The 15,330-nt window shown below is 66.1% G+C and carries 14 protein-coding genes; 6 read left to right on the top strand and 8 right to left on the bottom strand.

All coding sequences use genetic code 11. The features are described from left to right. Positions 1-537: 537 nt before the first annotated feature. The gene (locus EDF58_RS16195) at positions 538-1,917 is read right to left on the bottom strand and encodes an MFS transporter (RefSeq protein ID WP_165921451.1); all 1,380 of its coding nucleotides are present in this window, start codon (positions 1,915-1,917) and stop codon (positions 538-540) included. 178 nt (positions 1,918-2,095) lie between these two features. Here EDF58_RS16195 and EDF58_RS16200 point away from each other — a divergent pair, with 178 nt between their 5' ends. Beyond that, on the top strand, positions 2,096-3,229 hold the full coding sequence (locus tag EDF58_RS16200) for a glycoside hydrolase family 43 protein (protein WP_243654306.1): 1,134 nt from the start codon (positions 2,096-2,098) through the stop codon (positions 3,227-3,229). A gap of 22 nt (positions 3,230-3,251) precedes the next feature. On the opposite strand, the gene EDF58_RS16205 is transcribed toward EDF58_RS16200, so the two are convergent. Then, positions 3,252-3,689 carry a MarR family transcriptional regulator gene (locus EDF58_RS16205; RefSeq protein WP_132267452.1) on the bottom strand — a complete coding sequence of 146 codons (438 nt, stop codon included), beginning with the start codon at positions 3,687-3,689 and terminating at the stop codon, positions 3,252-3,254. A gap of 74 nt (positions 3,690-3,763) precedes the next feature. Here EDF58_RS16205 and EDF58_RS16210 point away from each other — a divergent pair, with 74 nt between their 5' ends. The 4 genes from EDF58_RS16210 to EDF58_RS16225 all read left to right on the top strand — a co-directional run bounded on the left by EDF58_RS16210 (position 3,764) and on the right by EDF58_RS16225 (position 7,928). Continuing rightward, positions 3,764-5,524 carry a chloride channel protein gene (locus tag EDF58_RS16210; RefSeq protein ID WP_243654307.1) on the top strand — a complete coding sequence of 587 codons (1,761 nt, stop codon included), beginning with the start codon at positions 3,764-3,766 and terminating at the stop codon, positions 5,522-5,524. 81 nt (positions 5,525-5,605) lie between these two features. Beyond that, positions 5,606-6,268, top strand: a complete 663-nt coding sequence (locus tag EDF58_RS16215; RefSeq protein WP_132267454.1) for a pentapeptide repeat-containing protein — start codon at positions 5,606-5,608, stop codon at positions 6,266-6,268. A 95-nt stretch (positions 6,269-6,363) separates the two neighbouring features. Next, positions 6,364-7,422 (top strand): LacI family DNA-binding transcriptional regulator, encoded by a 1,059-nt coding sequence (locus EDF58_RS16220; protein WP_132267456.1) that lies wholly within the window; start codon positions 6,364-6,366, stop codon positions 7,420-7,422. Then, positions 7,419-7,928: a GNAT family N-acetyltransferase gene (locus tag EDF58_RS16225; RefSeq protein WP_243654308.1), complete on the top strand. Its 510-nt coding sequence runs from the start codon at positions 7,419-7,421 to the stop codon at positions 7,926-7,928. Before EDF58_RS16220 ends, EDF58_RS16225 begins: the two co-directional genes overlap by 4 nt. 49 nt (positions 7,929-7,977) lie before the next feature. On the opposite strand, the gene EDF58_RS16230 is transcribed toward EDF58_RS16225, so the two are convergent. Continuing rightward, entirely contained in the window at positions 7,978-8,691 is a 714-nt protein-coding gene (locus EDF58_RS16230; RefSeq protein WP_207913027.1) for a Crp/Fnr family transcriptional regulator, read from the bottom strand. Positions 8,692-8,982: 291 nt separating this feature from the next. Here EDF58_RS16230 and EDF58_RS16235 point away from each other — a divergent pair, with 291 nt between their 5' ends. Beyond that, a complete protein-coding gene (locus EDF58_RS16235; RefSeq protein WP_132267460.1) occupies positions 8,983-9,372 on the top strand; it encodes a response regulator in 390 nt (129 codons plus the stop codon). Here the strand turns inward: EDF58_RS16235 and EDF58_RS16240 are convergent. From EDF58_RS16240 to EDF58_RS16260, 5 genes are all read right to left on the bottom strand, one after another. After that, positions 9,362-9,574 (bottom strand): cold-shock protein, encoded by a 213-nt coding sequence (locus tag EDF58_RS16240; protein ID WP_207913028.1) that lies wholly within the window; start codon positions 9,572-9,574, stop codon positions 9,362-9,364. The two genes, EDF58_RS16235 and EDF58_RS16240, sit on opposite strands and share 11 nt — an antisense overlap. 99 nt (positions 9,575-9,673) lie before the next feature. After that, positions 9,674-9,901: a hypothetical protein gene (locus EDF58_RS16245; protein ID WP_134093452.1), complete on the bottom strand. Its 228-nt coding sequence runs from the start codon at positions 9,899-9,901 to the stop codon at positions 9,674-9,676. Between the two features lie 61 nt (positions 9,902-9,962). Beyond that, positions 9,963-10,679: a Crp/Fnr family transcriptional regulator gene (locus tag EDF58_RS16250; RefSeq protein ID WP_207913029.1), complete on the bottom strand. Its 717-nt coding sequence runs from the start codon at positions 10,677-10,679 to the stop codon at positions 9,963-9,965. A 118-nt stretch (positions 10,680-10,797) separates the two neighbouring features. After that, positions 10,798-11,991, bottom strand: a complete 1,194-nt coding sequence (locus EDF58_RS16255) for a crosslink repair DNA glycosylase YcaQ family protein (RefSeq protein WP_132267468.1) — start codon at positions 11,989-11,991, stop codon at positions 10,798-10,800. 449 nt (positions 11,992-12,440) lie between these two features. After that, positions 12,441-15,110 carry an EAL domain-containing protein gene (locus EDF58_RS16260; RefSeq protein WP_165921452.1) on the bottom strand — a complete coding sequence of 890 codons (2,670 nt, stop codon included), beginning with the start codon at positions 15,108-15,110 and terminating at the stop codon, positions 12,441-12,443. Positions 15,111-15,330: the final 220 nt, after the last annotated feature.

The raw sequence follows: 15,330 nt of genomic DNA on the forward strand, positions 1-15,330 counted from the left end.
GACTGGAGATTGCCCCTCGGATTTCGAAAGCTCGGCAAGTTGGCAGTCCGCGCTGCGGCCTGTCGGCCGTCTTTGAAGGACGTACGGAGGCCGCCGGTCGAACCGGGTAATCAGATGTGGAGTAGGGTCGTGCGGAGTAAGGAAGGCGATACGAACTCGATCGCCTTCTCGTTAATTTCCCGTCGCTTGCACGAACAGCCGTTTCCATTCCGGAACGGATCAAAGCTCGGGCGACTTGCCGCCGGTCAAGGAACTGGAGGGTGAACGACTCTCGAAGAACCGGGCCTATGCCCGGCTTTCAGGCGTTGCAGAATTTGCGCCGATCAAGATGCTTTCGCCGCAACGGTGGGTACGGACCATCACAACGGGATGCTTTGCGAACGGGCGCTGCGCAGGAGGCAAAAAGAAAGCCGGCCACAAGGGCCGGCTTGGAAAGTCTTTGGGAGAGGATGCCTGAAAGGCCCGCTCTCTTTGGCCTCGAGACGGCGCGGCCACAATTGCAAATCATGCAACCATGGTTGCGTTCCGGAGCGAACCTCAGGACAAGGCCGAGGTTCCCAGCCCGGCCGGCGGGGATGGACGCCCACTTGGACGGTTCAGGACCAGCAATCCGCAAAGGCCCGAAAGAACCGAGGGCAGGACGTAGGCCATGCGAATCGCGAGGCTGGCCGCTGCTCCAGCCGGGCCTCCGGCGTGAAACCCCGAAGCGGCGATCAACCAGAGGCCGAGCCCCGCGCCAAGGCCGAGCGCCAACTTCAGTGTGACGCTGGACAGGGCATAGTAACTTCCCGACATGCGCGCGCCGCTACCCGCGCCCTTCTCGGCGACATCGGCCACCATGGCGCGCAGCAACATATAGTCGATGCCCCAGGCCAGCCCGCGCAGTACCAGGAACAGTCCGAAGAGGGTCGCGCTTCCGGCCGGCACCAGCAGCGCCAACGGCATCGTCAGGGCCTGCCAGGCGAAGCCGATCGTCAGCACGCGGCGTCGTCCGAGCCGGTCGGCCATCGTCGCCCAGAACGGCAGGGTGAACAGCGCCATGACCGGCTGGATCAGCATGAGCATGGCGCCCTGCCCCTTCAGCCCCAGCACGGGTTCGGCCAGGAACAGGAACGTACTGGCGGTGGAGGCATCGGCAATGCCGCAAAGCAGGTAAAGGAGGAGAATCCGCCGCAAGGCCGGGTCGCGCGTCATTCCGGCAAGCAGGCGCTGCAGCGACGCGCGGGACATGACGGCGCCGGCTGCCCCCGGCACGGCCGCCGGCTCCCGGAAAACTGCCAGGACGGTCAGCACCGTGATCGGCGCGGCGGCGGCGATGACAAGCCCCAGGGTGGCCGCCAGCGAACGGATGCCGAAGCCGAATTGCCGCTCCAGCAGGCCGATGAGTGCCAGCATGCCGATCGATCCCAGCACGCCGAACCAGACTTTCGCCCCCATGATGCGGGTGCGCTCGGCCTCGTCGTCCGAGAGTTCGAGGCCCCAGCCGCCATGCGGGGTGACGATGAATGAATAGCCCATGTGGAGCAGCAGGCTCGCGCCGATGACGCGGACGATCCCGGCGCCCGATGGTGCGAAAAACAGCAGAATCGCGCCGATGGGAACGAGCAGCGCGCCGGCCGCCATCCATGGCGCTCGGCGCCCGAATCGCGTCTTCACATGGTCGCTGAGCCAGCCCAGCACGACGTCGGCAAAGGCGTCCATGATGCGGACCCCCAACATCAGGGCGCCCGCGGCGGCCAGAGTCACGCCCACCGACTGCGTCAGGAAAGCCGGCAGATAGGCACGCCAGGCCAGTTCGACGGCCTGGAACAGCAGCACGGGCAGCGAAAACACGGCCAGCCCGGCCAGACCCAGGCCTCGGCCCGGACCGGCGATTCCGGACTTGCGCCACACGCGCGAGGAAATGCCAGGGTTCACGCGCGAGCGACTAAAGCGGCTCGATGACATTCGCGTGACCGCGAGCGCGCAGAGCCCGTCCGGCGACGTGCTGGTTCAGAGAAAAATCCCATTTAGAGGAATTGCATTTCATTTTCCGTGCCGCAAAGCTAGTCTTCGTTCGGCGTGAAAGCACGCTCGACCGGGACGGGAGAAGGTTTTGCCGCAGATTCATCGCAGGATACGCTTCCCCCTATTCCTTGCGGGTCTGGCGCTGGCGCTGATCTCGGCTGTCGCGGTGGTCTCGAACACGTCCGCCAAATCTGGCACGGCCGCGCCCCAATCCCCCGCCCAGGCGTCGCTGCGCCTGCCGGACATGCCGCTGCACGATCCCTGGATCGTCGCGGACGCGAAAAGCAGGACGTACTACCTCTTCACCAGCAACGACGCCGCGATGACAGGCGACGGGCGGCTCGGCATCATGGTCTACACCAGCCGCGACCTGAAGCGCTGGACCCGGCCGCGTATCGTCTTCTCCGTTCCGAAAGAGATCTGGGCCGATGGCGGTGCCTGGGCACCCGAGGTTCACCGCTGGAAAGGGCGGTGGTACCTGTTCACCACGCTTCACAACGAAGCGCTCCCCCTGCCCGGGGCCGCCAAGCCGAAGGCGCCGCGCCCGACCTATCGCCGCGGAACGGTGCTGGCCGTGGCCGACCGTCCAGAGGGTCCCTATCGCCTTGTCCGCAAGGGGGAACCCATCGTTCCGGCTTCCGAGATGACCCTCGACGGAACGCTGCATGTCGATGCGAAGGGCCGGCCCTGGCTGGTCTATGCGCACGAATGGCTGCAGATGGGCGACGGCACGATGGAAGCCATGCCGCTCTCCGACGATCTGGCCCCGGCTGGCCCGGCCAAGAGGCTCTTTCATGCCAGCGAGGGGCCCTGGGTGCGGGGACAGAAGCAACCTGCGGGCGATACCGTGTTCGTCACCGATGGTCCGCAGCTTTACCGTACGCGGACAGGGCGGCTGCTCATGCTCTGGTCCAGCTACGGTGAAAAGGGCTATGTGGAAGGGCTTGCCCGTTCGCGGACCGGCCTGCTCGAAGGGCCATGGGAACAGCTCGGCACGCTGGTCGAGCGAGACAGCGGCCACGGCATGCTTTTCCGGGCCTTCGACGGGCGATCGATGATGGTCGTCCACCGCCCGTTCCACAATGCGCGAGGCAAGCTTTACGAAATGCGCGATGACGGCGAACGGCTGACAGTGGTTCGCGAGGCCACCGAACTCGATGGCGAGACGTGCCCTACCCATACGTCGGCAAGCGACAGCCCCGCCGGCACGGCACCGTGCTGAACAGATCGGTGCCGAGGCGGCCTTAGCCCTCCAGCTTCTCCAGCAAGTCCACCAGCAATGGCCGCAGACGGCGGATTTCCTCGCGATGGGTCGCGCTGAGGGTCTCCAGCTTGCCATGCGCCAGCGGTGTCAGTTCCAGCAGGGCCTGCCGCTTGTCGCTGGGCGAAGGTCGCCGCACGACGAGATCGAGCGTGACCAGGCGGTCGACCAGCCCCGTCGCACTGTGGGGCTTCAGGATCAGGCGCTCCGCCACATGTCCCACCGTCGCCGTACCCGGCGCAGCGGCGCGGATGACCAGCAAGGCCTGGTGCTGCTGCGGCGTCAGGCCGCATTCCGCCGCGCGCGTTTCGCTGAAGGCCTGGAACTCGCGAAGAGAGAAGCGGAAGGCCGCCAGCGCCGCATAGTCGGCATCGGTCAGCTTGGCGGGCTCGGAAGCGGCAGGATCGCGAGGTGAAGGCATCCTTCAAGTCCGCGCCATGGGGGCCTCCTGTCAATCTTGATAAATATCGTACTACGATATATGTGCACCGCACCATGTCTTCATCGATTCTCCAGACGCCCCATCGCCCACTCGCCGATCACAGCGCAGACCGCCGCATGCTCATGCTGGCCATGGCCGCCCTGGTCGTGGGAAGCGGCGGCGCGCTGGGGGCCTGGGTGCTGCTCAAGTCGATCGCCATAGCCACCAATTTGTTCTGGTTCGGCCGCTTCTCTGCGGCGCCGGCCGCGATCACGGACAATGCGCTGGGCCTCTGGCTGGTGGCGATCCCGGTGGTCGGCAGCCTGATCGTGGGGCTCATGGCGCGGTTCGGCTCGGACAAGATCCGCGGCCACGGCATTCCCGAAGCGATCGAAGCGATCCTGTTCGGCGAAAGCCGCCTCTCGCTGAAAGTCGCCCTGCTCAAGCCGCTGTCCTCCGCAATCTCAATCGGCAGCGGCGGACCGTTCGGTGCGGAAGGCCCGATCATCATGACCGGCGGCGCGATCGGGTCGCTTTTCGCGCAATCGTTCCATCTCAGCGCGGCCGAGCGCAAGACGCTGCTGGTGGCCGGCGCGGCCGCCGGCATGACCGCGATCTTCGGCACGCCCATGGCCGCGATCCTGCTCGCGATCGAGGTCCTGCTGTTCGAATGGAAGCCGCGCAGCTTCGTGCCGGTGGTCCTGGCCGTACTGGTGTCCTTCCTCTGGCGGCCGCTGCTGATCGACGCCGGACCGCTGTTCCCGGTGCACCATGCCGTAAATCTGAACTCGCTGCTCCTGGCCATTGCCCTCATCATGGGCGCCATGACGGGAGCAATGGCCGCGCTGCTGTCCTCGCTACTCTACAAGGTGGAGGATGTGTTCGAACATCTGCCGCTGCACTGGATGTGGTGGCCGGCGCTGGGCGGCCTCGTCGTAGGACTGGGCGGCCTGATCGATGCCCATGTCCTGGGCGCGGGATACGAGAGCATTCGCGGCCTGCTGGACGGATCGCTGGCCATCCGCGTGGCCGTGGCGCTGCTGCTGGTGAAGGCGACCGTCTGGCTGGTGGCGCTCGGCTCGGGAACCTCGGGCGGCGTGCTGGCCCCCCTGCTCCTGCTGGGCGGCGCTTCCGGCTTCCTGATCGGCCACTATCTGCCCGGCGGCAGCGCGCTCTGGGCCCTGGCAGGCATGGCGGGCATCCTCAGCGGCGCAATGCGCGCGCCGTTGATGGCGGCGCTCTTCGCCGCCGAACTGACCGGCGATTTCGCGATGTTGCCGCTGACCCTGGCCGCCTCGGCCGGCGCCTATGCCGTCAGCGTGCTGGTGATGCGCCGCTCGATCCTGACCGAGAAGATCGCCCGGCGCGGCCGGCACATCCTTCAGGAATATACCGTGGACCCGCTCGACTTCCTCCAGGCCGAGCAGGTCATGACCCGCGCGCCCGAGACCCTGCCCGAGGCGATGACCGTGGCCGAGGCCATGGCCTTCTTCGACGGCGACGCGCGGCATCGCAGCTATCCCGTGGTCGACGGGCAGGGACGGCTTTCCGGCCTGCTCTCGCGCTCGGACATCCTGCGCTGGCGGGTGGACGGAGCCCCCTCCTCCGCCTCGCTGGGAGAAGCCCTGTCCGACGCCTCGCAGCCCAGCGGGGCGCCGACGGACCCGCTGGCACGGATCGCCGATCTCATGGTGGAATCGGGTTCGGGCCGGGTGCCGATCGTCGATCCGGCCACCCGCAAGGTCGTGGGCATTCTCACCCGGCACGACATGCTCAAGGTCCGCCATCACCATCGTACCCTCGAACGCGACCGCAGCCAGCGCCGGGCAGGCTAGCCAAGGGGCGAGACGGGGCGAGGCCCTCCCTCGCGTCCCCCGCGCGCTTGCCAATATCGCGTGCTGCGCCATAAGGCCCGCATGAACCAGGCCACCGTCACGCGCGAGACTTTGCTGGAGCCCTGCAGCGAAGGCCCTCGGACCCTGACCGAATGCACGCTCGACGACGGCGATTTCTCCGGCATCGACCTGACCGACATCACATTCGAGCGCTGCTCGATGAAGCGCGTGCGCTTCGACAGCGCCACCCTGACCGGCGCCCGTTTTCGGAACTGCCGGGGCGCGGAGGCTTCCTTCGTGCAGGCCGATCTCGCCGATGCGGTGATCACCGGATGCGATTTCAGCAACGGCCTGTTTCGCCGCGCCCGCATGACCTCCACGCGGCTTGAAGGCACCAAGCTGACCGGGGCCGACCTGACCGATGCCGGCCTGCTGGGCGCGACTTTCGCGGAAGTCCTGCTGTCTTTCGCCAAGCTGCCCGGCATGTCGTTCCGCAAGGCCCGCCTCCAGCGCATCGACTTTTCGGAAGCGGACTTGCGCAAATGCGACTTCCGCCTGGCCGTGCTGGAGGACTGTTCGCTGCGCAACGCCAGTCTCGACGGCTGCCGGTTCGAGCAGGCGGACTTGCGCGGCGCGGACCTGGGCGGCATCGAACTGCGGGATGCCCGCCTGTTTCGCGGCGCGGTGATCTCCCGCGTGCAGGCGGCGGAACTGCTGTCGCAGCTAGGGCTGGAAGTGCGCTGATCCGGGCAACGGGGCGCAGACGGATATGCGTCTTTCGTCGTAGCGCCCGCCTTCTTCGTTTACCTGCGGGACACTTGCGCTAAAGGCATAGTCCAATGTCCAGACATGACGCCAGCAGGCCCAAGCCTCCCACCCTTCACGACGTAGCGGAACGCGCGGGGGTTTCGGCCATGACCGCCTCGCGCGCGCTGAACGGGAAGCCGCGCGTCAGCGCCGAAACGCGCGAGGCCGTTGCCCGCGCCGTGGCCGAACTTGGCTATGTGCCGAACACTTCGGCCCGAATGCTCGCGGGCCGCACCGTGCGGCGGATCGCGCTGCTGCACGGCGGCGCCACGACTTCGGCCTATCTGGGCGAACTGCTGCTCGGCGCGCTCAACGAGGCACCGGCCCGCAACGTCCATCTCACCGTCGAACAGTGCCCAGAGCGCGCCTCGATGGAGGAACTGGTGGCCCAGATCGTCGAGGCGCATGTTGCCGGGGTGATCCTGCCCCCGCCGCTCTGCGACCGGCACGAGTTGCTCGCCGGGCTTGCCGCCGCCCGCATCGCGGTGGTCGCCGTGGCGCCGGACCAGGAGGCCGAAGCCATCGCCTCGGTCTCCACGGACGACCGGGGCGCCGCCTACGAGATGACCCGCCACCTCATCGAGCTGGGCCACCGCCGGATCGCCTTCGTGGAAGGCACCAATCGTCACCGCAGCAGCACCCGGCGCCGCCACGGCTACATGGATGCCCTGCGCGACCATGAGATCCCGGTGGACGAGGAGCTGATCGTCGCCGGAGACTTCTCCTACCGCTCCGGCCTGATCGCGGCCGAACAGCTGCTGGCGCGCACAGAGCCGCCCACCGCGATCTTCGCCTGCAACGACGACATGGCCGCCGCCGCCGTCACCATCGCGCACCAGCACAAGATCAGCGTGCCGGGCGAACTCTCGATCTGCGGCTTCGACGATACGCCCCTGGCCGACGCGATCTGGCCGCGGCTGACCACGATCCGCCAGCCAATCAAGGAAATGAGCCAGAAGGCGATGGAAATGCTCTGCGCCCGGCTCTGGCCCGAGGGGCAGGACGAGCTGGACGCGCTGCCACAGCATCTCCACCTTCCCTTCGAACTGCGCCGCCGCCAGTCGGACGCCGTGCCCCGGATCGACCGTTGATCGCGCCGGACGGCATCCTGATCCGCCCCTTCGTTCCCGCCGACCGGCAAGGGGTGATCGACGTGATCCTGCCGATCCAGCGCGAGGAATTCGGCATTGCCATCACGGCCGAGGACCAGCCCGACCTCGACGCGATCCCCGCCTTCTACCAGAGCGGCAAGGGCGCGTTTCTGGTCGCCGAGGACCGGGGCCGCATCGTCGGCACGATCGGAATGAAGGACATCGGCAGCGATGAGGGCGCGCTTCGCAAGATGTTCGTGGCCGCTGCCCATCGCGGCGCCGCTTCCGGCACCGGCCTGGCCGCGCGGCTGCTGGAAGCGCTGCTGGAGCTTGCTGGCGCGCGCGGCATCCGGCGGGTCTATCTGGGCACGACCGACAAGTTCGTGGCCGCTCACCGCTTCTACGAAAAGCACGGATTTTCGCCCTGCCCGCCCGAAACCTTGCCAACCGCCTTCCCGCGCATGGCCGTGGACACCCGGTTCTACCAGCGCGACCTGAAGGGCTGACACCCGCCCGCCGACGGTTCCGCCGCGCCGGTTTCAGGCCCTATGCCCCTCAGGTAATGCCCTCATGATCGAGGTGCAGGTAGTTCGGGTTGAACAGCGCCACTGACATCAGCCGATCGAGATCGAAGACTTTCAGCCGCTTGTTCCGCAGCTCTATCAGCTGGTCCCGGCGCATCTCCTGGATCGTGCGATTGACGTGGACCTGGGTAAGGCCCGTGGCTTCGGCGATCTCGGATTGGGTCAGCGGGAATTCGCATTCGTCGTCATCGGTGCGGCCCGTGGTGCGCAGGCGCACGAACATCTCGCAGAACAGATGCGCGATGCGTTCGTAGGCCGTGCGCTGCCCGATATTGGTGGTCCACTCGCGCTGGATCGCCACGGTGACCAGCTCGTTCCACCACAGTGCCTGGGCGATGCGGGGCGATCGCTCCATGATTTCCTGAAACTCGTTCTGCGAGATTTCCGCCAGCTTCACCCGCGTCACCGTCGAAAGCGAATGGTCCATCTGCTTGAGGATGAAGACATTGGCATCGCACAAGTCGCCGGCGATGAAGAACGAAAGTATCTGCCGGCGCCCGTCCGCAAGCTGCTTGTAGCGCTGCGCCCAGCCTTCGAGAATGACATTGACGAAACGCGGCCGCTCGCCTTCGCGGATGATATCCTGGCGGGGTTCGAGGATGCGGACACGCCGTTGCAGCGCTTGGGTCAGGATTTCGCGGTCAGCACTGGCGAGCCTGACAAAAGCGGAAAGGTGCAACGTCAATGAATTTCCGGTCCCCGAGAGAAGGTTATGCCCTTCCTTGCGCGGTCCCCAACGGCGCCACATTCACATGCGTTAATCCCGAGCGACGCGCCCGCCACTCTGCAAAATCTTATCGGCTCCCGCCGGGCGCGATCCCCTGATCGCGCCAGGAGGACTTTGCAGGTCAATAACCTAGATCAAAGCATGGGGGGATTTTCAGGAGTAGCGTCCATCGGTCGCCAATGCATGCCGTGCATTCGAAGCTATCGGCGAAATCACCGGCGCGCTTCGAAGTGACCGATTGGAGAGCCCATGTCCGCCGAACTTGCCGACATCCATGTCCTTGTCGTGGAAGATGAATATCTCATCGCCATCGAACTGGCCTCCGCCCTGGAGGACGAAGGCGTCGCGGTGATCGGACCGGCCTCATCCCTGGCCGAGGGCGAGCAGTTGCGGCGGGCCGCCGGCCGCATCGACGGTGCGATCCTGGATATCAACTTGCGCGGCGAATCCGTGTTTCCCCTTGCCGACACGCTGCAGCACGATGCCGTGCCTTTCCTGTTTTCGACCGGATGCGACGCGCGCGAGATCCCCGACCGCTTCATCGACATTCCCCGCTGCGAGAAACCGACCGGGAGCGCCGAAATCCTGCGCGAATTCACCCGGAACCTCCGACGCCGCCGCGAGGCCGTCACTCCGTGATCGGGGCCAGGTTGACGGCAGACTGCTTGCCGTTGCGCGCCACCTGAACCTCGAACCGCAGCCGCTGACCCTTGGTAAGTTCGGGCAATTGCGCGGCCTGGACGGCGGTGAGGTGGACGAAGCAATCCTGCCCGCCCGTATCGGGGGAAATGAAGCCATACCCCTTGGCCGCGCTGAAAAAGACCACAGTCCCACTCGGCATGATCGCCCCCCAACTCCCCCCACCGGGGGTAGCGACTGCGCGCCGGCCGTCTATAATCCATGATATAAACGATGCCCGCGCTGCCGCCGCGGGGAAGCATCAGATCGCCTTCACCTCCAGGCGAACGGTGATGACGAATTCCACCGAACGGTCCTCGTTATGGACGGACACCAGCAACTGGCCATGGTCCAGCAGCGCCGGATCGTCCTTCAGCAGTTCCCCGGCGAAACGCACGGCCTCCCGGCGCGCCACGTCCTCGTCGAGAAGCTCCGTCCCGGCCAGGTCCAGTTCGCGGACACCGTTCGTCACTCTGAAAAAGTAGCGCATTGCCGTCGACCTTCCGCCTCATGGAAAGAACGACGCGAAGACGCGTTTCGTGCCCGGCCGATCAGCTCCGCCGGTAGATGTGGAGATAGTTGGGATCGAACTCGGCGATTTCCCTGAGTCTTTGCGCATCATGGATGGTCAGCGTGCGATCGGTCAGGGAGATCAGCCCTTCGCCGCGCATGCGCTGGATCACCCGGTTGACGTGAACCTTGGTCAGCCCGATCGTATCGCCCAACTGCTCCTGGGTGAGCGGCAGGAAGAACTCGTTGCCGGACGCCAGGTCCACCTGCTGCATCCTCAGCCACATCTCGCAGAACAAATGGGCGATGCGGCTATAGGCATCGCGCTGCCCCATGTTCACCAGCCATTCGCGCAGCACCGCCTCGTCCACCAGGGTCGACCAGAACAGCGCCTGCGCGATGGCGGGGTGCTCGTCCAGGATCTGCTGCATCTCGGCCCGCGAAATGGAGGCCACCCGCGCATCGCTGAGCAGGCCGATGGCATGGTCCATTTCCTTGAGGATGAAGATGTGGATGTCGCAGAGGTCGCCGGGGATGAGGTAGGCGATGATCTGGCGGCTGCCGTCAGGCAGGATCTTGTAGCGGTAGGCCCAGCCTTCCACGAGCAGGAACACGTCGTCCGGCCGGTCGCCCTCGCGGATGAGATCGGTGCCCGTGCGATGCTCCCGCGTCCGGGCCACGAGGCGATTGAGCAAGTCCACGTCGCCGTCGTGAAGTTTCACGAAGCTTTCCAGCTTCCGCAGGAGGGGATTGCTCAAGATCGTTCCTCGCCCAGCCGGATGGAATCGCCCGGCGCCGGCGGCCAGCCTATTCCCATTTCCACCCCCTGTCTGCCTAATGCGTGGCCTCCTGCCGGGGGTACCGCGGCGTCTGGCATCACGGGCGCTGGACAGACGCCAGGCCGAGCCAACCCGCCATGCGCTCCAGTTCCTCCGCCAGCGCCTCCCCTGCATGGTCGGGGGCGTCGGGCTCGAAATGGGTGGACTGCACGATCAGCCGGCCGGCCTGCCGGTCGGCCTTGAGATCGACACGCGCGACCAGGCTGTCGCCCAGCAGGAACGGCAGGACATAATAGCCGTGCCGACGCTTCTCGGCCGGAACGTAGATCTCGATCCGGTAGTGGAAACCGAAAAGCCGCTCCGTGCGGTCGCGCGCCCATATCAGCGGATCGAAGGGCGCCAGCAGCGCGCGGGCCTCGATCCGGCGCGGACGGCGGGCGTCGCGGTGCAGCCAGGCATGGCGCCACCCCGGAATGTCGACGGGGACCAGAATGCCTTCCTCCGCCAAGGCGCGGATGGCGGGCGCCGCCTGTTCCGGCGACAGGCGGAAGTAGTCTCGCAATTCGGCGCCGGTCGCAATGCCGTGCGCCGCCGCCGCCTTCTCGATGAGCGCGCGGTGCGCGTCGGCATCGGCGGGCGTGGGAAGCGAAAGCACCTCGCCGGGTATGACGCGCTCGGTCAGGTCATAGACCCGCTCGAAATTGCCGCGGCGCGTGGCGGTGGTGATATGGCCCGCCCAGAACAGCCATTCGAGCGCGCGCTTGGTGTCGCTCCACTCCCACCAGCCCGACTGCCCCCGGTGCGCCTCGAAGTCCGAAGTGGCGAGCGGTCCGTCCAGGCGGATGCGGTCGAGCAGGGCCATGGCCTCGGGCCGGCGTTCCCGTGCATAGTCGCGCATCCGGGTCCAGCCCGCCTCGCCGCGATCGGCCTGTGCCATGCGCCAGCGCAGGAGCGGATGGGTTTCGAAGGGCAGCAGCGAGGCCTCATGCGCCCAGTATTCGAACAGCTTTCGGCCGCGCACACGTCCCGCGCCGGCCTTCGCTCCCGCGCCGATACCCCAGGCCAGGCGATCGAGGTCCGCCCGGTCATAAGCGCCGATCCGCGAGAAAGCCGGAAGATAGTGCGCGCGGGAAAGCACGTTCACGCTGTCGATCTGGAACAAGTGGAGGCCGTCCAGCACGCGCCGCAACCGGGCCGGGCCGGGCTGCGCCGGATGCCTTGCTGCAAAACCCTGTGCGGCGAGCGCGATGCGCCGCGCCTGGGGCAAACCGATGCGCTCCAAATCCGTCACTCACCCACGCTAGGCGGTAAGGCGCCGCCCCGTAAAGGGCATGCCGTGAAAATCGCGATTAGAGCAGGATCCGATCCTGCTGCGTCAGTCCGACCGCTCTAAGGTTTTGGATTGCCGCCTCATCAGGCGATTCCACCCGATAGGGAAACGCTCTGGAATCGGGAAAAGACGAGGGCCGAAAAAAGGACCGCCCGGGGGGCCGTGACGGTCCTTTCCTCGAGGGCGGCGGGCTGCATTGGGGCGCAACCGAGCCGCAGCGCGCCCCTAGACGAAGAGTGCAAATGTGCACAATCCTCTCATTCGACGACTCGTGAGTGAGGCGCGCCGAACTGCCGCAGGTCCGGCAAATAGCCGCCTTGTTGCATGCCGTTCTCAACTGAAGAACCGGCGGTTTTCCCTGCAATCCTTTGCTTTCCCCATTCGCAGCGAAGCGTGGTCCGGCTTCGAATCTATCTCTGGCCGGAGACGCGCGCGCGGGAGGCTTCGGACGGATGGAAGCAATAGGCCGTGCGCGCCTGCGGCCAGCCCTGCACGAAGGGACCGACCCGGCTGCTGTCGAGCGCCCGGCCGAAGAGGAATCCTTGTGCGATGTCGCAGCCCAGTTCGCAGAGACGGTCCAACTGGGCCTCGTTCTCCACGCCTTCCGCCACCGTGCGAATGTCCATGCGCTGCGCGATATCGATGATGCCATGAACGATGGCGAAATCCGCGCTGTTGGTGCTGTCGAGACGCGAAACGAAGGAGCGGTCGATTTTGAGCACGTCCACCGGAAACTGCTGGAGATGCGTGAGCGAGGCATAGCCGGTGCCGAAATCGTCGAGCGCGATCGTCACGCCCTCCTGCGCCAGCGTCCGCAGCGCCCGCTCCACGGTATCGGCGATCCGGCCCAGGAAGACGCTTTCGGTCACTTCCAGTTCCAGCAGCGTGGGCGGAAGGCCGTGGGCGTGGAAGCGGGACAGGATGCGTTCGGCAAAGTCGTCGCGCCGGAAATCCACCGGCGATCCGTTGATGGCGATGCGGCCGGTTTCGTAGCCTCGCTCCTGCCAGTCCGCCATGTCGCGCAGCACCCGGTCCAGCATGCGGTCGGTGAGCTGCGTGGACAGGGCGCTGTCCTCGAAAGCGGCCAGGATGGTCCCCGGAGGCTGCAAGCCGCGCTCACGGTGATGCCAGCGCAGCAGCGCCTCGAAGCCGACGATGGCGCCGGTGCCCAGGCAGACCTTGGGCTGGTAGAAGGGTATGATGCGCTCATCGCCCAGCGCATCGCGCGCCTCGCGCAGCATGGAATTGCGCGTCTCCACGGCATGGCGCAGCTCGGGATGGAAGCTCTCCACATCGCCTCCGCTCCGGGCCTTGGCGGTGTAGAGCGCCAGGTCCGCGCTCTTGAGGATCGCCTCGGCATTGGCGCCGTCGTTCGGCCATATAGCCGCGCCTGCGCTGACGCCCACTTCCACGACGCTCTCGTCCACCGTCATGGGCCGCGCGACCGCTTCCAGCAGGTCCTTGATCAGGACCGGCGTGCCATCGTCAAGGTCGGGCAGGATGATTGCGAACTCGTCCCCGCCGAGGCGAGCCGCGAAGGCGCCTTCGGTCAGGCCGTCCGACAGCCGTTGGGCCACAGCCCGCAGGACGGCATCGCCCGCACCGTGGCCGAGGCTGTCATTGATCGCCTTGAAATTGTCGACGTCGAAAACGACCACGCCGACCCGCGTTTCATGTTCGCGCGCCCGGTCCAGCGTCTTTTCCAGCTGCACCGCGAAATAGGCACGATTGGGCAGATCGGTCAGGACGTCGTGGTAAGCTGCCCGCCGCAGTTCCCCTTCGGCGCGGCGGGACTGGGTCACGTCCTGCAAGGCCCCGATGGAACGGCGCGGCCGCCCGTCCTCGCCGCGCAGCACGTAACCGCGCGAGAGCAAGTGCACATAGGAACCGTCACCCGAGCGGAAGCGGAATTCGTGGCTCCAGCTATCGCATTCGCCGCCGTAGACTTGCGCCGTCATGGCATCCACGCTCGCCACGTCTTCGGGGTGAATATGGCGGCGCCACCAACCTACCGTGGTCCCTTCCGCCGCCTCGACATGGCCGTATATGCTGTCAGAACTGTCGGCCCAGTCGATATGATCGGTGCCGTGGCACCAGTCCCAGATGAGGTCGTTGGTTGCGCGCGAGGCCAGCCGGTAGCGTTCCTCGCTGTCCCTCAGCGCGGTTTCCGCAGCGACCTGGTCGTCGATATCCTCCAGGTTGCCGTACCACTTTACGACCCGGCCGGCGGCATCGTGACGAGGATAGGAACGCGCGCGAACCCAGCAATAGTGACCGTCGGCCCGCCGCAGGCGATAGCGCAGATCCGCCATGGGATGATCCTCGGATTCGAGCACCGCGCGCCACTGGTCGAGGACGCGCTCCAGGTCATCCGGGTGAACGGCGCGGATCCAGCCGGAGCCCATGCCGTCCTCGATCGACATCCCGGTCAGCACCGTCCAGCGCATGCCGATGTCGCAGATCGAGCCGTCGGGATCGCTGGTCCATGGTATCTGCGGATTGAGATCCACCGAATAGCGATAGTGCTCCTGGCTCTGTTCAAGCGCATGCAACAAGTCGCTCATCTCGGATCGCGAGCGCAGCACTTCGGAAAAGGCGGAGCGGTTCGTGGCCAGGGTGCGCAGGATCACCGCGGCAGCCAACAGGAAAGTCAGGCCGGTGCCGACCAGGTACCAGTCCCCGGAAAGCAGCAGGCGCAGCGTAACCGGCGCCGCCCCGAACAGCATGACCAGCCTGGCCGCCGAGGGCAGCGCCTGCAGGCAGTAACAACACCCGATCGCGCCGACGAAGACGTAGAGCGCGATGGAACTGCCGCGCAATGGATCGGCCTGGGCAAAGAGCAACAGGCCCCAGGCGCCGAACAGCATGCTCAGCACCACGGCGGCCAGCTTCGTTCCGCGAAGCCGGCGGCGGATGGTTTCAATCGAGGGATCGCTGCGTCGCCGCGTGACCCAGACCAAGGCGCGCAGGGATGTTACGAGGATGAGCGCGGCCGGCACGCCGATGCTGAGCATGGGTGCAACGTCGCGACTGGCGACCGCCGCCAGAAAAGCGGCATTGATCGTCATGAGCAAGTACATGAGCGGGATCTGCTGACGCAGGCTCAGGTATTGCTCCCGAAGCAGGGCTTCCGACTGCCCTTCCGGCTCCCTAAGACTCTCTAAGATTTTCACCCTCGAATATATAGCATGGCGTTCCGGGAATGCGTTCTCACAGATTAATTAATATTGTTCGCCTGTAGATGCGTCCATTTCCGCACAGATTTTGCGTACGCAAAGTGCCATCCCGGACTTTAGGGCG

Origin of the sequence: Novosphingobium sp. PhB57 (assembly GCF_004342985.1) — a bacterium.
Taxonomy (GTDB): domain Bacteria; phylum Pseudomonadota; class Alphaproteobacteria; order Sphingomonadales; family Sphingomonadaceae; genus Novosphingobium.

Bases quoted from the DNA above. Each gene is read 5' to 3' on its own strand.
- EDF58_RS16205 (WP_132267452.1), bottom strand. From the start codon at position 3,689: ATGCCTTCACCTCGCGATCCTGCCGCTTCCGAGCCCGCCAAGCTGACC.
- EDF58_RS16210 (WP_243654307.1), top strand. From the start codon at position 3,764: ATGTCTTCATCGATTCTCCAGACGCCCCATCGCCCACTCGCCGATCAC.
- EDF58_RS16215 (WP_132267454.1), top strand. From the start codon at position 5,606: ATGAACCAGGCCACCGTCACGCGCGAGACTTTGCTGGAGCCCTGCAGC.
- EDF58_RS16220 (WP_132267456.1), top strand. From the start codon at position 6,364: ATGTCCAGACATGACGCCAGCAGGCCCAAGCCTCCCACCCTTCACGAC.
- EDF58_RS16235 (WP_132267460.1), top strand. From the start codon at position 8,983: ATGTCCGCCGAACTTGCCGACATCCATGTCCTTGTCGTGGAAGATGAA.
- EDF58_RS16240 (WP_207913028.1), bottom strand. From the start codon at position 9,574: ATGCCGAGTGGGACTGTGGTCTTTTTCAGCGCGGCCAAGGGGTATGGC.
- EDF58_RS16245 (WP_134093452.1), bottom strand. From the start codon at position 9,901: ATGCGCTACTTTTTCAGAGTGACGAACGGTGTCCGCGAACTGGACCTG.
- EDF58_RS16260 (WP_165921452.1), bottom strand. From the start codon at position 15,110: ATGTACTTGCTCATGACGATCAATGCCGCTTTTCTGGCGGCGGTCGCC.